This window comes from Thalassospira sp. MCCC 1A01428, from assembly GCF_002115825.1.
Classification (GTDB): Bacteria; Pseudomonadota; Alphaproteobacteria; order Rhodospirillales; family Thalassospiraceae; genus Thalassospira.
In genome coordinates, this window is record NZ_JFJZ01000001.1 from 125,838 (window position 1) to 147,542 (window position 21,705).

20 protein-coding genes are annotated in these 21,705 nt (G+C 54.1%); 16 read left to right on the forward strand and 4 right to left on the reverse strand.

Going from position 1 to position 21,705, the window contains the following annotated elements:
• A complete protein-coding gene (locus THS27_RS00585; RefSeq protein WP_085587068.1) occupies nucleotides 1-1,020 on the reverse strand; it encodes an NADP-dependent oxidoreductase in 1,020 nt (339 codons plus the stop codon).
• Between the two features lie 89 nt (nucleotides 1,021-1,109).
• Here THS27_RS00585 and THS27_RS00590 point away from each other — a divergent pair, with 89 nt between their 5' ends.
• Nucleotides 1,110-1,739, forward strand: a complete 630-nt coding sequence (locus THS27_RS00590) for a TetR/AcrR family transcriptional regulator (protein ID WP_085587069.1) — start codon at nucleotides 1,110-1,112, stop codon at nucleotides 1,737-1,739.
• A gap of 88 nt (nucleotides 1,740-1,827) precedes the next feature.
• On the opposite strand, the gene THS27_RS00595 is transcribed toward THS27_RS00590, so the two are convergent.
• The gene (locus THS27_RS00595; RefSeq protein WP_139835427.1) at nucleotides 1,828-2,271 is read right to left on the reverse strand and encodes a DUF1801 domain-containing protein; all 444 of its coding nucleotides are present in this window, start codon (nucleotides 2,269-2,271) and stop codon (nucleotides 1,828-1,830) included.
• Nucleotides 2,272-2,620: 349 nt separating this feature from the next.
• Nucleotides 2,621-3,430 (reverse strand): protein phosphatase CheZ, encoded by an 810-nt coding sequence (locus THS27_RS00600; RefSeq protein ID WP_085587070.1) that lies wholly within the window; start codon nucleotides 3,428-3,430, stop codon nucleotides 2,621-2,623.
• Nucleotides 3,431-4,582: 1,152 nt separating this feature from the next.
• On the opposite strand from THS27_RS00600, the gene coxB reads away from it, so the two are divergent.
• The 12 genes from coxB to THS27_RS00660 all read left to right on the forward strand — a co-directional run bounded on the left by coxB (nucleotide 4,583) and on the right by THS27_RS00660 (nucleotide 15,962).
• Nucleotides 4,583-5,434, forward strand: a complete 852-nt coding sequence (gene coxB / locus THS27_RS00610) for a cytochrome c oxidase subunit II (RefSeq protein WP_085587072.1) — start codon at nucleotides 4,583-4,585, stop codon at nucleotides 5,432-5,434.
• Between the two features lie 11 nt (nucleotides 5,435-5,445).
• Nucleotides 5,446-7,041 carry a cytochrome c oxidase subunit I gene (gene ctaD / locus THS27_RS00615; RefSeq protein ID WP_085587073.1) on the forward strand — a complete coding sequence of 532 codons (1,596 nt, stop codon included), beginning with the start codon at nucleotides 5,446-5,448 and terminating at the stop codon, nucleotides 7,039-7,041.
• Nucleotides 7,042-7,119: 78 nt separating this feature from the next.
• Nucleotides 7,120-8,046, forward strand: coding sequence for a heme o synthase (locus THS27_RS00620; RefSeq protein ID WP_085587074.1), 927 nt, complete (start codon nucleotides 7,120-7,122; stop codon nucleotides 8,044-8,046).
• Complete coding sequence (locus THS27_RS26830) at nucleotides 8,043-8,186, forward strand: hypothetical protein (protein WP_168184787.1); 144 nt, start codon at nucleotides 8,043-8,045, stop codon at nucleotides 8,184-8,186. The genes THS27_RS00620 and THS27_RS26830 overlap by 4 nt, the downstream gene beginning before the upstream one ends.
• A gap of 3 nt (nucleotides 8,187-8,189) precedes the next feature.
• Entirely contained in the window at nucleotides 8,190-8,828 is a 639-nt protein-coding gene (locus THS27_RS00625) for a cytochrome c oxidase assembly protein (protein ID WP_085587075.1), read from the forward strand.
• A 71-nt stretch (nucleotides 8,829-8,899) separates the two neighbouring features.
• A complete protein-coding gene (locus THS27_RS00630) occupies nucleotides 8,900-9,700 on the forward strand; it encodes a cytochrome c oxidase subunit 3 (RefSeq protein ID WP_085587076.1) in 801 nt (266 codons plus the stop codon).
• Between the two features lie 59 nt (nucleotides 9,701-9,759).
• Nucleotides 9,760-10,128, forward strand: a complete 369-nt coding sequence (locus THS27_RS00635; RefSeq protein WP_085587077.1) for a DUF983 domain-containing protein — start codon at nucleotides 9,760-9,762, stop codon at nucleotides 10,126-10,128.
• 7 nt (nucleotides 10,129-10,135) lie between these two features.
• Nucleotides 10,136-10,858: an SURF1 family protein gene (locus THS27_RS00640; RefSeq protein WP_085587078.1), complete on the forward strand. Its 723-nt coding sequence runs from the start codon at nucleotides 10,136-10,138 to the stop codon at nucleotides 10,856-10,858.
• 148 nt (nucleotides 10,859-11,006) lie between these two features.
• Nucleotides 11,007-12,494 carry a carboxypeptidase M32 gene (locus THS27_RS00645; protein ID WP_085587079.1) on the forward strand — a complete coding sequence of 496 codons (1,488 nt, stop codon included), beginning with the start codon at nucleotides 11,007-11,009 and terminating at the stop codon, nucleotides 12,492-12,494.
• A 126-nt stretch (nucleotides 12,495-12,620) separates the two neighbouring features.
• The gene (locus tag THS27_RS00650) at nucleotides 12,621-13,025 is read left to right on the forward strand and encodes a cyclic nucleotide-binding domain-containing protein (protein ID WP_085587080.1); all 405 of its coding nucleotides are present in this window, start codon (nucleotides 12,621-12,623) and stop codon (nucleotides 13,023-13,025) included.
• A gap of 225 nt (nucleotides 13,026-13,250) precedes the next feature.
• Nucleotides 13,251-14,648 (forward strand): threonine synthase, encoded by a 1,398-nt coding sequence (gene thrC, locus THS27_RS00655; protein WP_085587081.1) that lies wholly within the window; start codon nucleotides 13,251-13,253, stop codon nucleotides 14,646-14,648.
• Nucleotides 14,649-14,702: 54 nt separating this feature from the next.
• Nucleotides 14,703-15,962, forward strand: a complete 1,260-nt coding sequence (locus THS27_RS00660; protein ID WP_085587082.1) for a pitrilysin family protein — start codon at nucleotides 14,703-14,705, stop codon at nucleotides 15,960-15,962.
• A gap of 90 nt (nucleotides 15,963-16,052) precedes the next feature.
• Here THS27_RS00660 and THS27_RS00665 read toward each other — a convergent pair whose 3' ends face one another.
• Nucleotides 16,053-19,388 carry an ATP-binding protein gene (locus THS27_RS00665; protein WP_085587083.1) on the reverse strand — a complete coding sequence of 1,112 codons (3,336 nt, stop codon included), beginning with the start codon at nucleotides 19,386-19,388 and terminating at the stop codon, nucleotides 16,053-16,055.
• A 197-nt stretch (nucleotides 19,389-19,585) separates the two neighbouring features.
• On the opposite strand from THS27_RS00665, the gene THS27_RS00670 reads away from it, so the two are divergent.
• Genes THS27_RS00670 through THS27_RS00680 form a run of 3 tightly spaced genes read left to right on the forward strand, consistent with a single transcriptional unit; the run spans nucleotide 19,586 to nucleotide 21,668 of the window.
• The gene (locus THS27_RS00670) at nucleotides 19,586-20,248 is read left to right on the forward strand and encodes an amino acid ABC transporter permease (protein ID WP_085587084.1); all 663 of its coding nucleotides are present in this window, start codon (nucleotides 19,586-19,588) and stop codon (nucleotides 20,246-20,248) included.
• Nucleotides 20,248-20,919: an amino acid ABC transporter permease gene (locus THS27_RS00675; RefSeq protein WP_085587085.1), complete on the forward strand. Its 672-nt coding sequence runs from the start codon at nucleotides 20,248-20,250 to the stop codon at nucleotides 20,917-20,919. Before THS27_RS00670 ends, THS27_RS00675 begins: the two co-directional genes overlap by 1 nt.
• Before the next feature lie 14 nt (nucleotides 20,920-20,933).
• Complete coding sequence (locus THS27_RS00680) at nucleotides 20,934-21,668, forward strand: amino acid ABC transporter ATP-binding protein (protein WP_085587086.1); 735 nt, start codon at nucleotides 20,934-20,936, stop codon at nucleotides 21,666-21,668.
• Nucleotides 21,669-21,705 lie beyond the last annotated feature (37 nt).

Here is a 21,705-nt window from a genome sequence, read left to right on the forward strand (position 1 = left end):
CTAATCGACGGTAAGGACAATTTTGCCCTGAATGTGGTCTTTGGCGGCGCGTTCATGTGCCTTGCTGGCATCAGCAAGTGCAAAGGTGCTGTCAAGAACCACCCGGATCTCCCCGCTATCTAGCAAATGTGCGACTTCGGCTAGCTGCGCCCCGCTTGAACGGACCTGGGTGGTCGAAACGGTAATGCCCAGCTTTTCGGCTTCTTTTTCGCCGGAAAAGCCTAACGGGAAGATCGGAAACAAGGCACCGCCGCGTTTTAGTGTTGCCAGAAACCGGCCTGTGGTAGGGCCACCAAGGGCATCAATAACGAGGTCCATGTTACGGGCAACCTCTTCGGGCGGGGTTTTGGTGTAGTCGATAAATTCATCGGCCCCAAGGTCGCGCAAAAGGGCTTCGTGCCTGCCCGACGCCACGGCGATCACATGCGCTCCTTTCAGTTTTGCAATTTGCACCGCAAAATGCCCCACACCTCCGGCCGCCCCGTTTACAAGCACGGTTTTGCCCTTAAGTGGTACGGGCTGGTGGGGTGTGGCCTGCAACGGGTTTGGCGCGGTGTGGCCCAAATCAATCAGGAACTGCCATGCAGTCAGCAATGACATGGGCGCGCCAGCGGCGTGGGCATGATCAATCCCGGCAGGTTTGATTGCAAGTTCCGACGTGGGCACGCTGACATATTCGGCATAGGCCTTGCTGCCCCCGGCCAGGCCGTCAGGGAAGCGCACCATCGCGTAAACGGCATCGCCAATTGCGAAATCCGTCACGTCATTGGCAATTGCAGTAACCACGCCCGATATATCGGTTCCCAAAATGACAGGAAAGGTAACCTCGGGGCGCCATTCCTCCGGGAGCATTTTATAACCGTCGCGCAGATACCAGTCCGGCGGGTTAAGGCCCACAGCGTGAACCCGCACAAGCACTTCGCCTGCGTTTAATTCCGGCATCGGTGCGTCCTCGTATTGCAGCACCTCTGGTCCGCCAAACGCGTGTTGGCGAACCGCCTTCATCATGGTTGATGTCATATCTTTTCCTTGTCCTGTATCTATGATACTCCTAATCGGAGCGCTGCTCCATATAAACGGATCAGTGTTCCGTTTATCAAGGAGGATAGATGCGCGCGGACGCTCAAAAGAATTATGACCACCTGCTTGTCATTGCCCGTGATGTGGTGATGGCGCAGGGCGCCGAGGTTTCATTGCGCGAAATTGCCCGGAAGGCCGGTGTTGGTCTTGGTACGCTGTATCGGCACTTTCCCACCCGCGAAGCCTTGTTTGAAGCCTTGCTTCGTGCACGGTTTGATGAATTGACCATAAGGGCACGTGATCTTGAAACGGCAGATGATTGCGCACAGGCTCTTGTGATCTGGTTAAAAGAAATCGTGGCGGTGACGCAAAATTACAGCGGAGTTATCGCCCTGATGGTTGCAGCAATTGCCGAGCCGGATTCAGCCTTGCATACGTCCTGTGTTGCTCTGCGTGCGGCAGGAACACAGCTTCTTGTTCGTGCACAGGCGGCTAAGCTGGCCCGTACTGATATGGATGGCACGGATCTGTTTGCCCTGATCAGTGCGCTGGGTTGGCTGGGCGATCAACCGGCATTGGCCCCGCGGGCGGAACATCTTTTTGGTGTTATTGCCGGTGCGATCCTGACCAATCCGGCGTCGGTTGATGCCTTGGTGAAAAAACTGCCGCCATCACCCATAACCGCGCAGGAGCCTAATGACGCCGACCCGAAAGCCTGACGTTACCTGATTGGTCGTTCAAGCGGGCATAGAGCGAATATTCGCGCAATTGGGCCTGTAACGGTAATGGGCCCGTGTTTCTTGGCCCTTAAGCCTTGATCATCGCTGCTTTTGCCTTTTGTTTTTTGTGCAGGTGATAGGTCAGGGCTGCACGCAGGCATAAAACAAGCGGCCCTTCGGGCAGGGGCGCCTTGGCCGGAATAATCAGCGCGCGGTTGCCTTCAAATATGAAGTCATCGGCAAAATGGCTGCGGAAATCGCTGATCAGGGTGGTTTGGCAATTTACAAAGACCGCACAACAATCGGGCGCGGATTTGGGGGTGCCCAGGCGGATGGTTGTGCCGCTACCGCTTGCCGCGGTTAGATAGGCTGCTTCGCCCCATTTCAGTGTCTCCGTCAATACGCCAACGTCTGGTGTGTTGGCTGCCGTGTTAAAAATCAGGCTGCGTATCTGAAGCAGACGCCGGCTCACATCTGTCGAATAACGCTCAAATGTTTCAGATAATGCGGCAGGCAGGGCCGGGGGCGACATGTGTGCAGGCTCCTTTGCAATACAGATAAAGCCTAAGCCATTTGCCTTGTATTGTTAATATTGGCGGCCTTGCTGATCCAGATTCTCGTGCCTTTTGTGGCCGGAAGGGGTGAAAAACGGCGCAACAGGCAGGAGGGAGAGGGCGGAAGGACGCTTGGATTGAGAGGACGGGACGGGGCAGGACATGACAGCAAATCTCGCCAGTTTGCCGTTGGCGTGTTGCCTTGCCTGCCTTGTTACGCACAATCATGGTTTACGGCGCGGGGCAGAGCAGGGAGGAGGCGGGCAATAAAAAGGCAGCGCCCGCGAGCGGGATCGCTGCCTTGTTTTGTTTTGCAAGAGATACGGCCTAGTCGAACAAAGCGTCGATTTCGTCTTGCGAGAAAATCTGGTCGATTTCGTTCTGGTTGTTCTTTTCCTGATTTTGCGGGGCACGGGTAACGGTTTTATCAAGGTTATCCATGCCTTTGGGATCTGGCGGCAGGTCAAATTCGTCAAAGTCTTCATCGCCCCAGATCTCGATCACGCGGTTCACGCGTTCCTCGATATATTTCATGGTATTGACGACTTTGGTAATGCGCTGCCCGGTCAGGTCCTGGAAGTTACAGGATTCAAACACCTTAACAACCAGTTCAACAATATCATCGGCCAGGCCCTGTACATAATCATCGGTCGCGGAGGAGCGAATATTATGGGCAACGGTATCGATATTTTCGACATTTTCCAGGATGTTGGCCGTGGCTTCCTCGGTGGCTTCAACAATCGAGTCAAGCTCGCCCTTCACAATGTTCAGGCGCGTGCCGCTGGAATCGTCCGGTGCCGAATAAAGGGCGGCGATTTCTTTTTTGGTTTCCTGAATTGAATTGGCCAGCGCGCGAATTTCGGTTTTCAGCATCCGCAATTCGTTACGGGCATCGCCCTGTTCTTCGGGCGTCTGAACCAGCTTGCGCTGCTCGTCAATCATGATTTTGATGTCGGACAGAAGCTCCAGCTTCAAATCTTCGATCGCATTATGCAGGGACGACAAATCAGGTGCCTGTGCCTGTCCTTCACCGTAATTCGCCGGTTCGGGCAGCGATACGATGTCGCTCATATGTTCCAGCTTGTTTAACAACCGCATTTCGGCAGTGAACAGCTTCTTTTGATTTTGACGAGCCATAGGCAAACCTCAATAACGAAAATCTGTCTTGTATTATACTACACTATACCTGAGCGCCGGGTGCTAAAGTTTCCCGGTATGTCATTGCGAGCGCGCCTGCAAATTTCGGCCCCCGGCTGTTGCCAACCGTTCCGTACCGCTTGCCATGCTTTGATAATGGGGAAAGCTGGCGACAAGTAAAGGGATCACTGCGAGTAAATTTTGCAAAAAATACCGATTTGGCCGCTTAGACAGAAGAATATAGCCTTATACTGTTCTTGCACCTGCCGCCAAAATGATCCGGCCGGTTGAGGGTATACCTTTGCAAAGCGGCTGTAATTACCCGATCAAGGCCCGATTTTCCGGCAAGATACCGGTTTATGCCGTTCTTTCCTTACCCTTGGGGCCATAGGGGCAATAAAAACAGAATTATCGATGAAACCAGATAGGGGCCGGGGCGGGCATTTCCTGGGATAGGGCGGGCATGGATGGGGCGGGCGACTTGATATGCGGTGCAAGAAAATCTGTCGGTTGAAACCGGTTGAAAGCGGGTTTTGCCCGATATGACACTGTGTTTTGCCGACAGGATTGAAAAGTTGCCGGACGATTCGCGACGCTTTTGCACCAATTCCGGCAAAACCATACCAAATTATGTGGATCACAGGTTGCGACGCGATCGAACGCGCTTGGGGTGAATTGAAATATTTCAGCAAAATTTTCAGGTTGCATCGCGATGCACGCCGCGCGCACATAGCTTTGTTGCCTTTGGCTACCGCAGGGCGATATGGCGTTGCGGGCGTTGTGGTTGGGTTGCTATAAGGGGAATATTCCTTTTGATCCATAGGTTTAGTTTTGGAAAAATACTGAAATCAGCTAAAACCCTATGAGGAAACACAAAATTAATTTGTGCAGCGCAGCAAGGTTTTTTGTGGAACAGGTTAAAAAGATAAGCTATTTGCCACGCATACCGATATGCTTGGCATGTCAGGATAATAGAATTAGTGTTAGCTAATTAGTTTGTCGTTTTAATGTCGGGACCGATCCGCGGTCCAATGTCATGGCGGGTCATTTTCGGGGAGCGATCGGGCCTTCCCGATCGGAATGTGTCGCGCTGTTCGGCCTTGCCGAAAATGGCATAATGCCTTGAGTTGTAATGCGAGGGGGCAGATTCGCATGTCGATCAAGATGCTGTTTCCCATTTTTTTGCTGGGATTGGCAGTTCTGACAGGACTGGATTCATCTGCGATTGCCGCAGTGGGCCAGCCCGAGCCATGGCAACTGGGTCTTCAGGACGCAGTTTCGCCAGTGGCGGTTGAGGGCCATAATTTTTTCATCTTGCTGGTTTGGCTGATGACAGCGGTAGTTGTTATCGTGCTGGCGTTGCTGCTTTATGTGCTGTTTCGTTTCAGCCACAAGCGCAATCCGAAGCCATCAAAGACCACCCATCATACCTTGCTTGAAGTGGCATGGACGGTGGTGCCGGTCCTGATTTTGCTGATCATTGCCATCCCGTCTTTCCGTTTGCTGTATTACGCAGATCATGTCGAAGATGCCGACATGACGCTAAAAATCATCGGCAAGCAGTGGTACTGGACCTATGAATATCCCGACAACGGCGATTTCACCTTTGATTCGCTGATGCTCGATGAGGATGCGGCCGTTGCCGAAGGCAAAAAACGCCTTCTGGATGTGGATAATCCCGTTGTTCTGCCGGTCGATACCGATATTCGCCTGATCATGACATCCGAAGATGTGATTCATAGCTGGGCGATGCCGTCACTGTTCATTAAACTCGATGCTGTTCCGGGTCGTCTTAACGAAACCTGGACCCGCATTCCGGCCGAATATGCCGGAACGATGTTCTATGGTCAGTGTTCGGAACTGTGTGGTGTCAATCACGCCTATATGCCGATTGCGGTTAAAGCCGTGACCAAGGAAGAATACGCAGATTGGGTCAAGACGGCTCAGGAACAGTTTGCATCGGCAACCTTGCCGAACGCTGTTTCAGTTGCCTCGGCCGAGTGAGGGAGAGTTTAATGGCTCACGCTGATACACATGCGCATGATCACGACCACGATCATACGCCCGGTTTTTTCAGCCGCTGGTTCTTGTCGACCAACCACAAGGATATCGGATCGTTATATCTGATTTTCTCGCTGGTGGCCGGTTTGATCGGCGGGGCGTTTTCGGTGTGGTTCCGTATGGAACTGGCACATCCCGGAACCCAGATTATCGAAGATCACCAGTTTTTTAACGTGCTTGTGACCGCACACGGCATGATCATGGTGTTCTTTGTTGTCATGCCCGCCATGATTGGCGGATTTGGCAACTGGTTCGTGCCGATCATGATTGGCGCACCTGACATGGCCTTTCCGCGCCTGAACAATATTTCGTTCTGGTTGCTGGTTCCGGCATTCTTTTTGCTGCTGCTTTCGGCCGCTGTCGGCACGGGGGCCGGTACAGGCTGGACGGTTTATCCGCCGCTTTCAAGTGTGCTGGGGCATCCGGGGGCATCGGTGGACATGGCCATTTTCGCGCTTCACCTTGCCGGTGCCAGCTCGATTTTGGGCGCGGTCAACTTTATCACCACGATCTGCAACATGCGTGCGCCGGGCATGACCCTGCATAAAATGCCGCTTTTTGCCTGGTCGATGCTGGTTACTGCCTTCCTGCTTTTGCTGGCGGTTCCGGTTCTGGGTGGTGCCATCACCATGCTGCTGACCGACCGTAACTTTGGCACCTCGTTCTTTGATCCGGCTGGGGGCGGGGATCCGATCCTGTATCAGCACCTGTTCTGGTTCTTTGGTCATCCCGAAGTTTACATCATGATTTTGCCGGGCTTTGGCATCATCAGCCACATCATTTCCACCTTCTCGCGCAAGCCGATTTTCGGGTATCTCGGCATGGCTTATGCGATGGTTGCCATTGGTGTTGTCGGCTTTATCGTGTGGGCGCACCACATGTATACCGTTGGCCTGGATGTTGACACCCGTGCCTATTTCACCGCGGCAACGATGGTGATTGCGGTGCCAACCGGGGTTAAGATTTTCTCGTGGATTGCCACCATGTGGGGCGGTTCTATCAGTTTGCGCGCGCCCATGCTGTGGGCGATCGGCTTTATCTTCCTGTTCACCGTCGGCGGTGTGACAGGGGTTATTCTGGCGAACTCCGGCATGGATCTGCCGTTGCACGATACCTATTTCGTGGTGGCGCATTTCCACTATGTGCTGTCGCTGGGCGCTGTGTTCTCGATCTTTGCCGGTTTCTATTACTGGTTCGGCAAAATGACCGGGTACGAGATTTCCGATCTTGGTGGCAAGATTCACTTCTGGCTGTTTTTCATCGGCGTGAACCTGACCTTCTTCCCGCAACACTTCCTGGGGCTTGCCGGTATGCCGCGTCGGTATGCCGACTATCCTGATGCGTTTGCTGGGTGGAACCTTGTTTCGTCCTATGGTGCGTATATCTCGTTTGCAGCAACTATTTTCTTCCTCGGTGTGGTGGCACACGCCTTTATTCGTGGTAAGAAAGCCGCCGCAAACCCGTATGGCGAATATGCTGATACTCTGGAATGGACTGTCAGCTCGCCGCCGCCGTTCCATACTTTTGATGAACTGCCGCGCATCAAGTAACCATGCGATCTTTTGTCTTTCGCCGGAATTTCCCGGCGAAAGACAACCACCAAAGCCAGAAAGAAGACCGCACCTGTCATGAGCAAGACCGCACTTGATCAGACACTGACCCTTGATACCGTTCCAAGCATTCCGGTTTCGACCGTGCGTGATTATTTTACGCTGCTTAAACCCGGTGTCATGACGCTTGTTGTATTTACCGGTGCCGTTGGCCTGCTGATTGCGCCTGGCCATCTGCACCCGTTTCTGGCCCTGGTTGCCATTGGCTGCATTGCTGTTGCCAGTGGCGCTGCTGCCTCGATTAACATGTGGTATGATCGCGACATTGACATTCACATGAAACGGACCATGAACCGGCCCATTCCGGCCGGGCGTGTTCCGGCGGATGAAGCCCTGTCGCTGGGAATTTTCCTGTCGATTGTATCGGTCACTGTCATGGCCGTTGCCATTAATCTGGTGGCGGCGGTTCTGCTGGCGGTGTCGATCGGGTTTTATGTCTTTGTTTATACCATGTGGCTGAAACGCCGCACGCCGCAAAACATTGTTATTGGTGGTGCTGCCGGGGCTTTTCCGCCCATGATCGGCTGGGCTGCTGTAACGGGTGGCATAGACCTTAATTCGGTCGCGCTGTTCATGATCATCTTCATGTGGACGCCGCCGCATTTCTGGGCTTTGGCACTGTTTCGCTGTGGCGATTATGCCAAGGTTGGCGTGCCGATGATGCCGGTGGTGGCGGGTGATGTTGCGACCAAAAAGCAAATGCTGGTTTACACCATCCTGTTGTTGCCTGTGACTTTGGTGCCCTATTTTACCGGTTTGCTTGGCGTGTTTTATGCCGTTACGGCGGGCCTGACCGGCCTGTGGTTTTTGCGTCATGCCTGGCGTGTTTTGCGCAATGCCGAGGAAAAGGCACCGCAAAAAATGTTTGGCTATTCGATTTTGTACCTGTTTGTGTTGTTTGGCGCGATGGTTGCCGATATCTGGCTTGAAAGTTTCATCGTATGACCGAACAACCGAAAATGACTGACGAAGAACTTGCTGCTTTTTATGCCAGTCGCCGGCGTAAAAACTGGGTTCTTCTGGGAATATTGACCGGCCTGGCCGTTTTGTTTTTCGTGATCACCATCCTGAAGATGAGCGGCTGAAAAATGACGCGCCGGAAACGCAAAAACCAGGAAAATCGCAGAAAGATCGGGGGATGGATCTTTTGTGCCGCGGCTATTCTGGTGGGTGGGTTTATCGGCTTCAAGGTGGCATCGGCACCCGGCCTGTTTGCGGATGGCGCGGGTGCGATGCACGAAAGTCCAGCCGGTGCTGCCGGGCTCGCGTTGGCCGGCCCTGGCGGAATAACCCGGGTAAGTGCGACAACTGGCACGGATGTGCAGGCGCGAACGATTACAGTGTCCTTTGACGGAACGTCGGATCCGTCAATGGATTGGGAATTTGCCCCCGAGCAGGCGTCGATGACGGTGCCGCTGGGAGAAAACAGGATGGCATTTTATGCCGCCCGCAATAAGTCGGACAAGGTTGTAACCGGTGAAGCCGCCTATAGCGTGAGCCCGGTTGAAGCAGGCCGCTATGTAAACAAGCTGGCATGTTTTTGTTTTGATGAGCAGCGCCTGTCGCCGGGCCAGAATGTGGATATGCCGATCAGCTTTTTTGTTGATCCGGCGATTGCGGATGATCCGGCATTACAGGATTTGAGCGAAATTAAACTGTCGTTTGCCTTTTACGCCGTGAAAACGGCGGCCCAGGCAGCCGACAGATCGGGTGAGAACGGAGGCTGACCCAAATGGGACAGCGTTCGGGAATGCGTAGTTTGACACTTAATTTATTCAAGGACTGAGGGGGGCGAGGAATGAGTGATCACGCTCAGAAACATCCGTTCCATCTGGTAGACCCAAGCCCGTGGCCGATGGTGGCCGCACTTTCGGCAGGCTTGTTTACCGGTGGCATGGTTTATTTCATGCATTCGGATCGGATGCTGACCGATTTCTGGCTGGCTGCCATTGGCATTGCCGGTATCCTGTTTGTGATGTTCCGCTGGTGGAGCGATGTTGTTCAGGAATCGCGCATCTATCATAACCCGGTAGTGCAAATCGGCCTGCGGTATGGCATGTCGCTGTTCATCGCATCCGAGGTCATGTTCTTTGTTGCGTTTTTCTGGGCTTTTTTCCAAAGCGCCCTTCTGGACTTTAACCCGTCTGTAACCCAGTGGCCGCCTGCTGGTATTGAAGTGCTTGATCCCTGGGATCTGCCCTTTATCAATACCCTGATCCTGCTGTTGTCGGGCTGCACGCTGACCTGGGCGCACCATGCCTGCCTTGAAGGCAATAAAAAACATATGGTGCAGGGGCTGGCGATTACCGTTTTGCTGGGCATCGCGTTTTTATCCTGCCAGGCCTACGAATACCATCATGCGGCCTTTGCCTTTGATGATGGCATTTACCCGTCAACCTTCTATATGGCGACAGGTTTCCACGGCTTCCACGTTTTTGTCGGCACGGTGTTTCTGGCGGTTTGCCTTTATCGCGCCAACCGCGGCGATTTCAAACCGGACCATCACTTTGGCCTCGAAGCTGCTGCATGGTACTGGCACTTCGTTGACGTGGTGTGGCTGTTCCTGTTCTTCTCGGTCTATATCTGGGGCGGGGCATAACGCCCCCCTCACTCTGTGTCCGAAAATGACAATGCCAACCCAAAGGTTTTAAAAACCTGATGACCCTGGATTATTATCCACCCCTTTCCCCCATTCGTACCGGCCTTGCCTGCAAGTGTCCGCGCTGCGGTGGGGGAAAGCTGTTTTCGGGCTTTCTTGTGGTGCGCGAACAGTGCGATGTCTGCGGGCTTGATTTGCGCGGTCACGATGCCGGTGACGGCCCCGCGATTTTCATTATTTTCATCCTCGGCTTTTTGGTGGTGCCCCTTGCCTTATGGGTGGAATTAACGTACCAACCGCCTTTGTGGCTGCATGTGGTCATGTGGTTTCCCACCGTGATCGGGGTTACCCTTTTGCTGTTGCGGCCGCTAAAAGGGGTGATGGTTGCCTTGCAATACCGTCACCGGTCGACCACAGAACAGGAATAGGCCCTTTATGGCGCTTCTTAAAACGCGGCCCACCGTCGCACTATCGATTTCTGCCGGCCTGGCATTGCTGATTTTGCTGGTATTATGTGGCTGGCAGGTGGAACGGTTATTCTGGAAAGAAAACCTGATCGCCGAACGCGAAGCCCAGGCCAGCCTGCCGCCCATCGATTTTCCTGTTGATGTTACCAAAATCGACCCCGCCCTGTCGTTTCGCGCCGTAAAGGCCCATGGCCGTTTTCTGCATGATCAGGAAATGTATTTAATGGCGCGCACCATGCAGGGCAGTGTGGGTTATCAGGTGATCACACCGCTTGAACAGGCCGATGGCCGCATCATTCTGGTTAATCGCGGCTGGGTACCCGACGACAAACGCGACCCCGCCACCCGCCTGGAAGGCGAGGTTTCAGGCCAGGTTGATGTGACTGGCGTCTTGCAGGTCGCCCGGCCCCGTCATTGGGCCCAGCCCGAAAACGACCCGGTGAAAAACCAGTGGTTTTATGTTGATCCGCAACATATGGCCGAAGAAGCAGGCGGCGACCTTGCCAGCCCCTATTACCTGGAAGCCGACGCCACGCCAAACCCCGGTGGATTGCCCAAGGGCGGACAGGCGCGGGTGACCCTGCCTAACAACCATTTGCAATATGCCATTACGTGGTTTTGCCTTGCGGTTGCACTGGTTGTTATTTTTATCGTTTATCATCGCCGCCCGGAACCGCCCAAAGTGGATTGAACTTGCAGCCGGGGCCATTGGCAGACTAGTTTTCAGGGTAATTGTGAATTACCGGCGTTCCTTGGTGCCTGCGGGCGGGGGAAACGTGGTGTGATTTCATGATTTTCCGGATCATTTCTGTTTATGTCCCCAACGCTGCGGAGCCCCTATGACCAAAGCCTATCTTGCGCTTGAAAACCGTTTTCGTCGTATGAACATTCTGGCGGATATTGGCGGGATGCTGCATTGGGACATGGCCACCATGATGCCCGATGGTGCGGCAGAATCGCGTTCCGAACAGTTGGCCACCCTTGATGTCATGTCCAACGAGCTGATCAAGGATGCCGCCCTGGCGGACCTTCTGGCCGAGGCCGAAGGCGAAACCCTGACGGACTGGCAACGCGCCAACCTTCATGAAATGAAACGCGAATGGGTGCATGGCAATGCCGTGCCCGGCGACCTGGTCGAGGCGATTTCGCGCGCCTCCACCGCGTGCGAGGTGGCATGGCGCACCGCACGCGCCGAAAACGATTTCGCCGCCCTGTTGCCCAAATTACAAACCGTGCTGGACCTCTCGATTGAAGCCGGCACCGCCAAGGCCGAAGCCCTGGGCTGTTCGGTGTATGATGCCCTGCTTGATCAATATGATCCATCCATGCGCTGCGAGCGGATTGATGGCCTGTTTGCCGATCTTGAATCTTTCCTGCCCGACTTTACTGCCAGCGTAATCGAACGCCAGAAAGCCGAACCTGCGGCCTTAACGCCCGAAGGTCCGTTTCCGATTGCGACCCAGAACGCTATCGGGCTGGACCTGATGAAGGCGGTCGGGTTTGATTTTGACCATGGCCGACTGGATATTTCCCACCATCCGTTTTGTGGCGGCACCGCCGATGATGTGCGCCTGACCACGCGTTATAACGAAGCCGATTTTACCAGCGCCATCATGGGCGTGATGCACGAAACCGGCCACGCCATGTATGAACGCGGCCTGCCCGAAAACTGGCGGATGCAGCCGGTGGGCAAGGCGCGCGGCATGAGCATGCATGAAAGCCAGTCTTTGTTGATTGAAATGCAGGCCAGCCGCTCGCAGGAATTTCTGACCTATGCGGCCCCGCTGTTTAAAAAGGCGTTTAATGGCAATGGCCCGGCATGGGAGCCGGAAAACCTTTATCGTCTTTATACACGGGTGGAGCCGGGCCTGATCCGGGTCGATGCTGATGAGGTTACTTATCCGTCGCATGTGATTTTGCGCTATCGCCTGGAACGTGCCCTGATCGAAGGCAACATGAAACTGGCCGATTTGCCTGGTGCCTGGAACGATATGATGCAATCGCTTTTGGGCATTACCCCGCCTAATGACGGTAATGGGTGCCTGCAGGATATTCACTGGCCGTCAGGCGCCTGGGGGTATTTCCCCACCTACACTATGGGCGCGATGGCGGCGGCCCAGTTGTTTGCCGCAATTCGCACCGCTGTGCCCGATGTCATGGAACAGCTTGCCATTGGCAATTTTGCCCCGCTGATGACATGGCTTCGCGCCAATGTGCATGAAAAAGGCTCCAGCGCCACAACGGATGAAATTCTGGGTGCTGCCACCGGCGCGCCTTTGCAAACAAAGGCGTTCATGGCCCATTTGCAAAATCGTTACGGCGGTTAAATTATTATAACGCCGGGTCTGCCCGCTGGTCCTTTGTCGGGATAAACGATAGAGTTTCCAGCGGGCAGGCCTAAATCTGACATCAAAAACTGACTTACACTAAATCGCACAGGACCAGACAGGCAAATGGCATCAAAGGTAATGGACCGTCAGGTCTTTGCGGCGGGACAAATCATTTTCCGCGAGGGAAAACCAGGTGGTGCCGCCTATGTGGTGCAGGAAGGCTCGGTCGAGATTTATAAAACCTCCGGCAGTGGCGAAGATGTGGTTTTAGGGCATATCGAACCCGGGGGCCTGTTTGGCGAACTATCGCTGATCGACGATGCCCCGCGCATGGCCTCGGCCCGGGCGCGGGACCGTACCGTGGTTATCGCCATTTCCCGGCGTCAGTTTGAATATAAACTCAACGAATCCGACCGTTTCATTCGTGCCATTTTGCGTATTCTGCTGTCAAACTACCGGCAAATCACCCGGCGTTCGGTCAAACTTGAGGCGCTTTTGCGCAAACATGGCATTCCGTTCGAGGATTAAGCCGTTTTCGGTATGTTTCACGGGCGTAATGTCGGTGCCGGGCGGTTATTTGCGGTGATCGGGCGTGTTTTTGCCAATGCAGGGCACCTGCCCGCTATTCATCCTTGACTATGGCGGGGTAAGTCCGCACTAACTCGATATTCTGTGGAAATGGTGATGCTGCCGCGGGTGTTTGTGGCGCGTCCCGTTGCCTGATGACTGTTTGTTTGTATCAGGAGCTTTAAAGTGCGTTATATCAGCACGCGGGGAACCGCCCCCGTTTTGCAATTCGACGACGTTCTGTTGGCCGGTCTGGCCCGCGATGGTGGCCTTTATGTGCCCGAAACCTGGCCGCAATTCACTGCCGAGGATATCAGGTCATTTCGCAGCATGACATATGCCGAAGTGGCCTTTGCGGTGATCAAACCGTTTGTTGCCGGAACCGTCGATGATACTGCGCTGAAAACCATCCTTGATGAAACCTATGCCGGGTTTAATCACACCGCCGTTGCGCCGCTTAAACAGCTTGGTGCCAATGACTGGGTGATGGAACTGTTCCACGGCCCGACTTTGGCGTTTAAGGATTACGCGCTTCAGGTGGTGGGGCGTTTGTTTGACCATGTTCTCGCACAGCGTGGCGAGCGCGTGACCATTGTCGGGGCAACCTCGGGCGATACCGGCTCTGCCGCGATTGAAGCCTGCCGCGACCGCGATAATGTGGATATTTTCATTCTGCATCCTGCCGGGCGCGTGTCCGAAGTGCAACGCCGCCAGATGACCACCGTGATCGCCGATAACGTCCATAACCTCGCGGTGGATGGCTCGTTTGATGATTGTCAGGATCTTGTCAAAGCCCTGTTTAACGACCATGCCTTCCGCGATGAAATTGGCCTCTCTGCGGTTAATTCCATCAACTGGGCGCGCATCATGTGCCAGATCGCCTATTATTTCTGGGCCGGTGTCCAGTTGGGTGCGCCGGACCGCGAGGTTTCTTTCTCCGTACCCTCGGGCAATTTTGGCAATGTCTATGCCGGGTATGCGGCCCTGCAAATGGGCCTGCCGATCAAACAGTTTGTTGTTGGGTCCAATTCCAACGACATTCTCGCACGGTTTTTCAATAATGGCGTGATGAAAATGGACGGGGTTAACCCCACCATCAGCCCGTCGATGGATATTCAGGTCAGCAGCAATTTTGAACGGTTGCTGTTTGATTTGTATGACCGCGACGGTGCCGCAATTGCCCAACTGATGACCGAATTTCGCAAAACCGGCCTTATGGAAATGTCGCAGGGCCGCTTTGACAAAGCCCGCGAACTTTTTGATGGCTATCGCATGGATGATGACCAGACCCGTGCTGCCATTCTCGATGTGTATCAAAAAACCGGTGAACTGGTAGACCCGCATTCCGTGATTGGCATTGCCGCCGGGCGGGCATGCAACCGTGACGCTTCGGTGCCGATGATTGCCCTGGCAACCGCACACCCGGCCAAGTTCCCCGATGCGGTTAAACAGGCATCGGGCATTTACCCGGACTTGCCCGAACGCCTGTCCGACCTATATGACCGACCAGAGAAACTTGAACCCATGACCAACGATGCCGATGCCCTGATGGCGCATGTTCGTAAAAACCGGCGTGCGGCCTGATTGATGGCAGTGATCGGATCGTTGGACCTTGATATGAAACAGGAGAATATCTGAATGACAGTCGAGCTGACGGAGCTTGACAATGGCATGATTGTCGCCACGGACCGCCTGGAACATGTGCAGTCTGTGGCTTTGGGTGCATGGGTCGATGTCGGGGCGCGTAACGAGACGCCCGAAATTAACGGCATTTCCCATATGCTTGAACACATGGCATTTAAAGGCACGCGCAAACGCACTGCGCTGCAAATTTCCGAAGAAATCGAAGCGGTGGGCGGGCAGATGAATGCCTATACCTCGCGCGAAAATACCGCCTATTATTGCAAGGTGCTTCACGAAGACCAGGCGCTGGCGATTGATGTGATCGCCGATATTTTGCAAAATTCCACCCTTGATGAAAAAGAGCTGGAACGCGAACGCCAGGTGATCTTGCAGGAAATCGGTCAGGCAATTGATACGCCTGACGATATCGTGTTTGATTATTTTCAGGAAACCGCCCTGCCAAATCAGGCGCTGGGCCGCTCTATTCTTGGCACCCCTGAAAATGTTTCCAGCCTGACGCGCGATGACCTGTTTGATTTCATGTCGCGGCGCTATAGTGCCAAACGCATGGTGTTTTCGGCCTCGGGCAATGTGAACCACAATGAAATCGTCGATATGGTTTCATCAAAATTCACCGATCTTCCGACCCACGAAGACCACGATATGGAAACGCTGCGTTATGAAGGCGGCCAGCGCATCGAACATCGCGACCTTGAACAGGCCCACGTCATTTTTGGCCTACCCACGGTGCCTTATGCCGATGACAGTTTCTATGACGTGCAGGTGTTTAACACCCTTCTGGGCGGCGGCATGTCCTCGCGCCTGTTTCAGGAAATCCGCGAAAAACGCGGGCTGGTTTATTCGGTTTACAGCTTCTCGTCGCATTATGTCGATGGCGGCCTGTTCTCGATCTATGCCGGCACCGGGCCGGATGACCTGCCCGAACTGATGCCGGTGATGTGCGACGAGCTAAAACGCGCCACCGTCGATTTGACCGAAGAAGAAGTCAATCGCGCCCGTGCCCAGCTTAAGGCCATGGTCGTGATGGGCATGGAAAGCAATTCGGCGCGCTGCGAAACGCTCGCCCGGCAAATTCAGGTGCATGGCGGCCCGCAAACCATTCCCGAAATCATCGAAAAGATCGAAGCGGTTGATTTGAACAAGGTTCGCGCAGCTGGCGAAGCCCTGATATCGGGCAAACCGACCGTCACCGCCCTTGGCCCGGTCGGCAAAATGCCGGAATACGATACGCTGGTGGATCACCTGCGCGCCTGATCTCGCGGCGTTGGCGCTGTGATCCGATACCACACTTTCAAACGGCGTCTGTCTGATGGCAGGCGCCGTTTTTTTTATGGTGCGGTATGGTCAGGATTTGTTGCCGAGCATCCCTGTTACATTATTGATGGCGTCGCCCAGCGTGAAGGGCTGGCCATTCATTTTGCCAAGCGCCAACTTATCGTTGAAAGTATCCGCGATTGCGATCAACCGCTGTAACATCACGTCGACCCGTTCCCAGTCACCTTTGTTACCGGCATGGATGCTGATATTGACGGCGGTCATGGCCTCTTGCAACGCGATTTCCGGGTTGTCGTTGAATTGTCTACGGAGTGCGTCCAGTCGGGCCACCATCGCGTCGACCCGTTGCCAGTCGCCTTTTTGACCGGCATGGTCGCTGATATTGACGGCGGCCTTGGCCGCTGCCAGCGCGATTTCGGGATTTTCGTGGAATTGTCTGCGGAGTGCATCCAGTCGGGCCAAAATCGTGTCGACCCGTTGCCAGTCGTCTTTTTGACCGGCATGGAGGCTGATATTGAAAGCGGCATTGGCCGCTGCCATCGCTATTTCTGTATTGTCGTTGAATTGTCTGCGGAGCACGTCCAGTCGGGCCACCATCGCGTCGACCCGTTGCCAGTCGCTTTTTTGACCGGCATGGTCGCTGATATTGCAGGCGGCCTTGGCCTCTTCCAGAGCGATTTCTGTATTGTCGTTGAATTGGCTGCGGAGTGCGTCCAGTCGCGCCAACATTGCGTCGACCCGTTGCCAGTCGCCTTGTTTATCAGCATAGGTGCTAATATTGCAGGCGGCCTTGGCCTCTTCCAGAGCTATTTCTGGATTGTTGTTGAATTGGCTGCGGAGTGCGTCCAGTCGCGCCAACATTGCGTCGACCCGTTGCCAGTCGTCTTTTTCACTGGCATGGATGCTGATATTGACGGCGGCCTTGGCTTTGCACAGTGCGATTTCCGGATTGTTGTTGAATTGTCTGCGGAGTATGTCCAGTCTCGCCAACATCGTATCGACCCGTTTCCAGTCACCTTTGTTACCGGCATCGCTGCTGATATTGACGGCGGCATTGGCCTCGACCAGCGCGATTTCGGGGTTGTTGTTGAATTGGCTGCGGAGTGCGTCCAGTTGCGCCAACATTGCGTCGACCCGTTCCCATTCGTCTTTTTCACCGGCATGCTTGCTGATATTGATGGCGGCCTTGGCCTCGACCAGCGCGATTTCTGGATCGTCGTTGAATCGTTTGCGGAGTGCGTTCAGTCTGGACAACACCGCGTCGATCCGTTCCCAGTCACCTTTTTGACCGGCATGGTTGCTGATATTGGCGACGGCCATGGCCTCATGCAGGGCGATTTCCGGGTTGTCGCTGAATTGTCTGCGGAGTACATCCAGTCGGGCCAACATCGCGTCGACCCGTTCCCAGTCGCCTTTTTCACCAGCATGGTAGCAGATGTTGACGGCGGCCATGGTCTCGTGCAGTGCGATTTTCGGGTTGTCGTTGAATTGCGTGACAAGCTGTTTAATTGATTGCATGAAAGTATCCGCCGCGTCGGGATCATGCGATGCATAGCATTGGTTGACCCAATTTGGTGCCATCCACGCGTAGGAGAAGGCAACTGTTTCGGTTTGGCTGGCACGCATTGCTGCCGGTATATTAATAGCGGCGATTTTCGCCGGGAAATCTTGTTGCAGACGCAAAAGGATGATCAGCGATGCTGTATATCCCTTTGCCAAGGCTGCGTTCAGGAAACGGTGCCTGTGATTGGGAATATCGTTCAGCAGGGTTTCGGCCAGAAAAAACTCCCCCATAATATCGGGCTCAAGGGGCGGCAGGAATGTTCCGCTGCCGCCAAAGGCGCTGATTAGCCCTTGATGGTGATCAGGGGGCGGATCGGGCAGGTGGCGGGCAAGGGGGCCATAATCCTCTTGTTTTGTGTCGAGGTCATTAAGGTCGAACCCTTGTGTAAGTGTTGCCAGTGCCAAGGCGAGTTTGTAGCGGGTTAGGGTGCCGCCGCCATCATCGGGCGCGGCGTGTTGCCAGCGGGTCTGTTCTTCTCGATCCAGCATTTTGGTAAGGACGTCTTCCTGACTAAGCAGGGCAGTGATTTTTGCAAAATCAGGTTGTGATTCTGGTGCTTTTTCGGCTTCGGCGATCATTGCCTCTGCCGTGGCAAGGGCAAAAAGCGGGCGGGGCAGGTTGGCGTCATGTGGTCTGGTATCCACCTTTTGCGCTGCTGCCAGAAGAAGGGTGTCGTCTGGGGGTGTTTGCCCGGCTTTGATAAAGCGTTCCCGCATCATGTCGGTAATGGCTGTTTCGTCTACGGGTGGGATGGTGCATCCGTTTTCATCTTCATGCCCGAAGACATGGTCCATCACCATCGGTTTATCGCCGTTTTCGGGCAGCATTTTTGCTAGCCAGCTTTTGTCGACCTTGCGTTCCAGTAATAAAACTCGGACTGGAAAGTCATAATGCGCAGCATTGTTCGCAAATATGCGTAAGAGGTCGCCCGTTTTTTCAGCCTGTCCACTGACATAATCAATCACAATGAAGGTTGGTTGACGAGGACGCCATTTTTCCGGATTGCGAAACTTTTCGAGATCATGGAGATGGAGCTTGCCTGCCTTCCAGATATTTCGGTCTAGCTCTTCTGTGGTAAAATCAAAGGCGAGCCGGGTTTTTCCTGTGCCGCCATCCCCGGTGAGCAGCATCCAGCGGAAATTAAATTCAGGTCCGCAAATCGAGATGTCACCTGTGAAATTGGTCAGAAGCTCAATTTCTTTTTCGCGTCCATATAGCTCGTTAAGGTTTGAGTTGTATTTGATGCGATCAAAAGATCCGAGCTCTCGCCGTGGTTTGGGCCATCTAAGCTCCGGCGAAAACATGTTGTGAAAAAGCTGATCAATTTCTTTCTGGAAGGTCTGGATCAGGGTGTCTGTCTGTTCATCAAGACCGCTCAGAACTCTTTCGAATCCCTGGATATTATACAGGGCCAGCATGGTTTCGATGGGGGTGGTATCGTTAATTTCGATGGCGCTAATATCAATTGGTCTGCCATCTTTTATGGCACCAAGGATACTGGTTCTTAGGGCGTCTTTGGTTTCCCTGCCATGCTGGATCGTGGTCAGTCGGTCTAGCAGCCCTGTCAGAGCCGGGACTTTGGCAATAAAGGCTTGCAGCCGGGATGAAATTGCATCACCCAGGAATGATTCTGATTTTGAAACAATGGCGGTGATCAGGCGCAAAACGATGTAGTGCAAAGGGGGGCGAAACCCCAATTCACGTATTTCATCAAGTAATGCTGCCTTTACCTCGCGGTCTGCCAGCAAGTCAGACAGAAATCCGGACTGTGCCAGTTTGTCGATGATCGCGTCGGCAGTCAGGGAGCTATTCGGGCTTTCTTCCGTTTGCGGATCAGACATTTGTGCTCCCCCATTTTTTGCCGCGTGTGACAACTATACAAGGCAGGGGTGTTGATGCCATCGCAAAATTGGGAACGGTATGGGCGGCGGGGCTTTGGTAAGGGCCGCCTTTTTGTTTGCTCACGGTTTTGAATGTGCTAAAGTGAAAGCGCTTTCATGATAAAAATGAGCAAAATCATAAGGTTACAAATTATAAAATGAACTTTTCGGCGATATCAGGGTATCTGGGCATGTTTTGGGACGGGTTTTTGGTGACCGCGTCGGTCAGTGCCTTGTCCATTGTCGGCAGTTTTTTGATCGGGGTGATTGTCGCCTTTGGGGCGGTGTCGCGCCGGCCCTTTTTGCGCAAGGCGGCACGGGGCTATATCGGGCTGTTTCGCAATATTCCCTTCATCGTGCAGGTGTTTTTCTTTTATTTCGGCCTGCCGGAAATTGGCGTTTATATCGATGCCTTCACCACCGGTACCATGGCGCTGTCGATTGCGGTGGGGGCCTATGCCGCCGATGTGTTGCGGTCGGGTATTGAAAATGTCGATACCGGCGTGATCGAGGCGGCCGAGGTTTCCGGGCTGTCGCGGTTTAAAATCTATCGCCGGATCATTCTGCCCATCGCGTTGCGGGTGTCACTGCGTCCGCTAGGCTCGGTTTTCATCAATCTGGTGCTGACGACCTCGATATTATCGACCATCACGCTCAACGAGCTGACCGGCAATGCCAAGATCGTCGCGTCCGATACCTTCCGCCCGTTCGAGGTCTATTTCTTTCTGCTGCTGTTTTATTGCGTGCTGACCTATCTGCTGTCGCTGCTGATTAATCTGTGGCACCGGCGGTTAAACCGTTTCATGCGGGGGGCTGAATAATGCGCAATCAGGGCTTTAACTGGCACGACCCGATATTGTGGGCGCAGGGGCTGGGTGTTTCGGTTGGTGTTTTTGCCGCCTCGATGATTTTGGGCACCGTTATTGGCATCTTCATTGCGTTGTGCCGGGTTTACAAGGTGCCGGTGGTGGCCCCGGTTTTGCTGGTGATCAGCGAGTTTTTGAAAAATTCGCCGGTGCTGGTGCAACTGTTTTTGGTGTTTTTTGGCGTGCCGGTTTTATTGCAGGTCAATATCACCCCGGCCGAAGCCGCGATTTTTACCCTGACGGGCAATACAGCGGCCTTTATCGCCGTCATCGCCATTTCCGCCATCGATGCCATTGATCGTGGACAGCTGGAGGCTGCACGCAGCTTTGGTCATTCCGAACGCAGCATTTTGCGCAAAATCATCGCCCCGCAGGCATTGGTGGTGGCGATGCCCGCCCTGATCGGGCTGGCGGTAAACCAGTTGCAGGTGACATCGCTGATTTCCGCCATTGGCGTGATCGATTTGACCAAGGTCGGCCAGATTTTGAACCAGCGTACCTGGCAGCCCTTTATCGTCTGGACCATCATTGGCGTGACCTATTTCATCCTGTCGCGCCTGCTGGCGGCTGCTGGTGGTCGCCTTGAAACCCGTTTGCGCCGCCACATGGACTGGGCCGGATTATAAGGAATGCGTTTATCGTGATTGAAATAGACAATCTGCACAAAAAATTCGGCGATACCGAGGTTCTGAAAGGCGTTAGCCTGAGCATTGCGCCGGGCGAAGTGGTGTCGATCCTGGGGGCTAGCGGGTCGGGCAAAAGCACGCTGATGCGCTGCATGAACGGGTTGGCCGGGCTGAATGGCGGGTCGCTTTTAATTGACGGGCTGGATGTGTCAAAGCCCCGCGAATTGCGTGAAATCCGCAAGCGGTGCGCCACCGTGTTTCAGCATTTCAACCTCTATCCGCATTTATCGGTGCTGGACAATATCACACTGGCGCCGATGGATGTGCTGGGCCGCAAAAAGGCCGAGGTGGAAGCCGAAGCCTATGCGCTGCTGAAACAGGTGGGGCTGGCAGACCGCGCGGATGCCTATCCCGGTCAGCTTTCGGGCGGGCAGAAACAGCGGATTGGCATTTGCCGCGCACTTGCCATGCAGCCGCGTTATTTGCTGCTAGACGAGGTGACATCAGCCCTGGACCCGGAAATGACGGGCGAAGTGCTTGATGTGCTGGCCGCCCTGGCGCGCAGTGGCACCACCATGATTTTTGTTACCCATGAAATTGCCTTTGCCCGTGAAATATCATCGCGCATCGTTTTTCTCGATGATGGCGTCGTGCGCGCCGACATGCCGACAGACCGTTTTTTTGCCGAAGATGGCGGTTATGGCGATGAACGCATTGCGCGCTTTTTGGCCAAGATGCGCAACAAATAACAAGTAAATAACAATAATAAAGAAGGACGAGCGACCC

Excerpts from the sequence above, each read along its gene's own strand:
- THS27_RS00590 (WP_085587069.1), top strand. The coding sequence starts at position 1,110 with ATGCGCGCGGACGCTCAAAAGAATTATGACCACCTGCTTGTCATTGCC.
- THS27_RS00645 (WP_085587079.1), top strand. The coding sequence starts at position 11,007 with ATGACCAAAGCCTATCTTGCGCTTGAAAACCGTTTTCGTCGTATGAAC.
- THS27_RS00625 (WP_085587075.1), top strand. The coding sequence starts at position 8,190 with ATGACGCGCCGGAAACGCAAAAACCAGGAAAATCGCAGAAAGATCGGG.
- THS27_RS00635 (WP_085587077.1), top strand. The coding sequence starts at position 9,760 with ATGACCCTGGATTATTATCCACCCCTTTCCCCCATTCGTACCGGCCTT.
- coxB (WP_085587072.1), top strand. The coding sequence starts at position 4,583 with ATGTCGATCAAGATGCTGTTTCCCATTTTTTTGCTGGGATTGGCAGTT.
- THS27_RS26830 (WP_168184787.1), top strand. The coding sequence starts at position 8,043 with ATGACCGAACAACCGAAAATGACTGACGAAGAACTTGCTGCTTTTTAT.
- THS27_RS00585 (WP_085587068.1), bottom strand. The coding sequence starts at position 1,020 with ATGACATCAACCATGATGAAGGCGGTTCGCCAACACGCGTTTGGCGGA.
- THS27_RS00665 (WP_085587083.1), bottom strand. The coding sequence starts at position 19,388 with ATGTCTGATCCGCAAACGGAAGAAAGCCCGAATAGCTCCCTGACTGCC.
- THS27_RS00640 (WP_085587078.1), top strand. The coding sequence starts at position 10,136 with ATGGCGCTTCTTAAAACGCGGCCCACCGTCGCACTATCGATTTCTGCC.
- THS27_RS00675 (WP_085587085.1), top strand. The coding sequence starts at position 20,248 with ATGCGCAATCAGGGCTTTAACTGGCACGACCCGATATTGTGGGCGCAG.
- THS27_RS00620 (WP_085587074.1), top strand. The coding sequence starts at position 7,120 with ATGAGCAAGACCGCACTTGATCAGACACTGACCCTTGATACCGTTCCA.
- ctaD (WP_085587073.1), top strand. The coding sequence starts at position 5,446 with ATGGCTCACGCTGATACACATGCGCATGATCACGACCACGATCATACG.
- THS27_RS00660 (WP_085587082.1), top strand. The coding sequence starts at position 14,703 with ATGACAGTCGAGCTGACGGAGCTTGACAATGGCATGATTGTCGCCACG.
- THS27_RS00650 (WP_085587080.1), top strand. The coding sequence starts at position 12,621 with ATGGCATCAAAGGTAATGGACCGTCAGGTCTTTGCGGCGGGACAAATC.
- THS27_RS00600 (WP_085587070.1), bottom strand. The coding sequence starts at position 3,430 with ATGGCTCGTCAAAATCAAAAGAAGCTGTTCACTGCCGAAATGCGGTTG.
- THS27_RS00630 (WP_085587076.1), top strand. The coding sequence starts at position 8,900 with ATGAGTGATCACGCTCAGAAACATCCGTTCCATCTGGTAGACCCAAGC.
- THS27_RS00670 (WP_085587084.1), top strand. The coding sequence starts at position 19,586 with ATGAACTTTTCGGCGATATCAGGGTATCTGGGCATGTTTTGGGACGGG.
- THS27_RS00595 (WP_139835427.1), bottom strand. The coding sequence starts at position 2,271 with ATGTCGCCCCCGGCCCTGCCTGCCGCATTATCTGAAACATTTGAGCGT.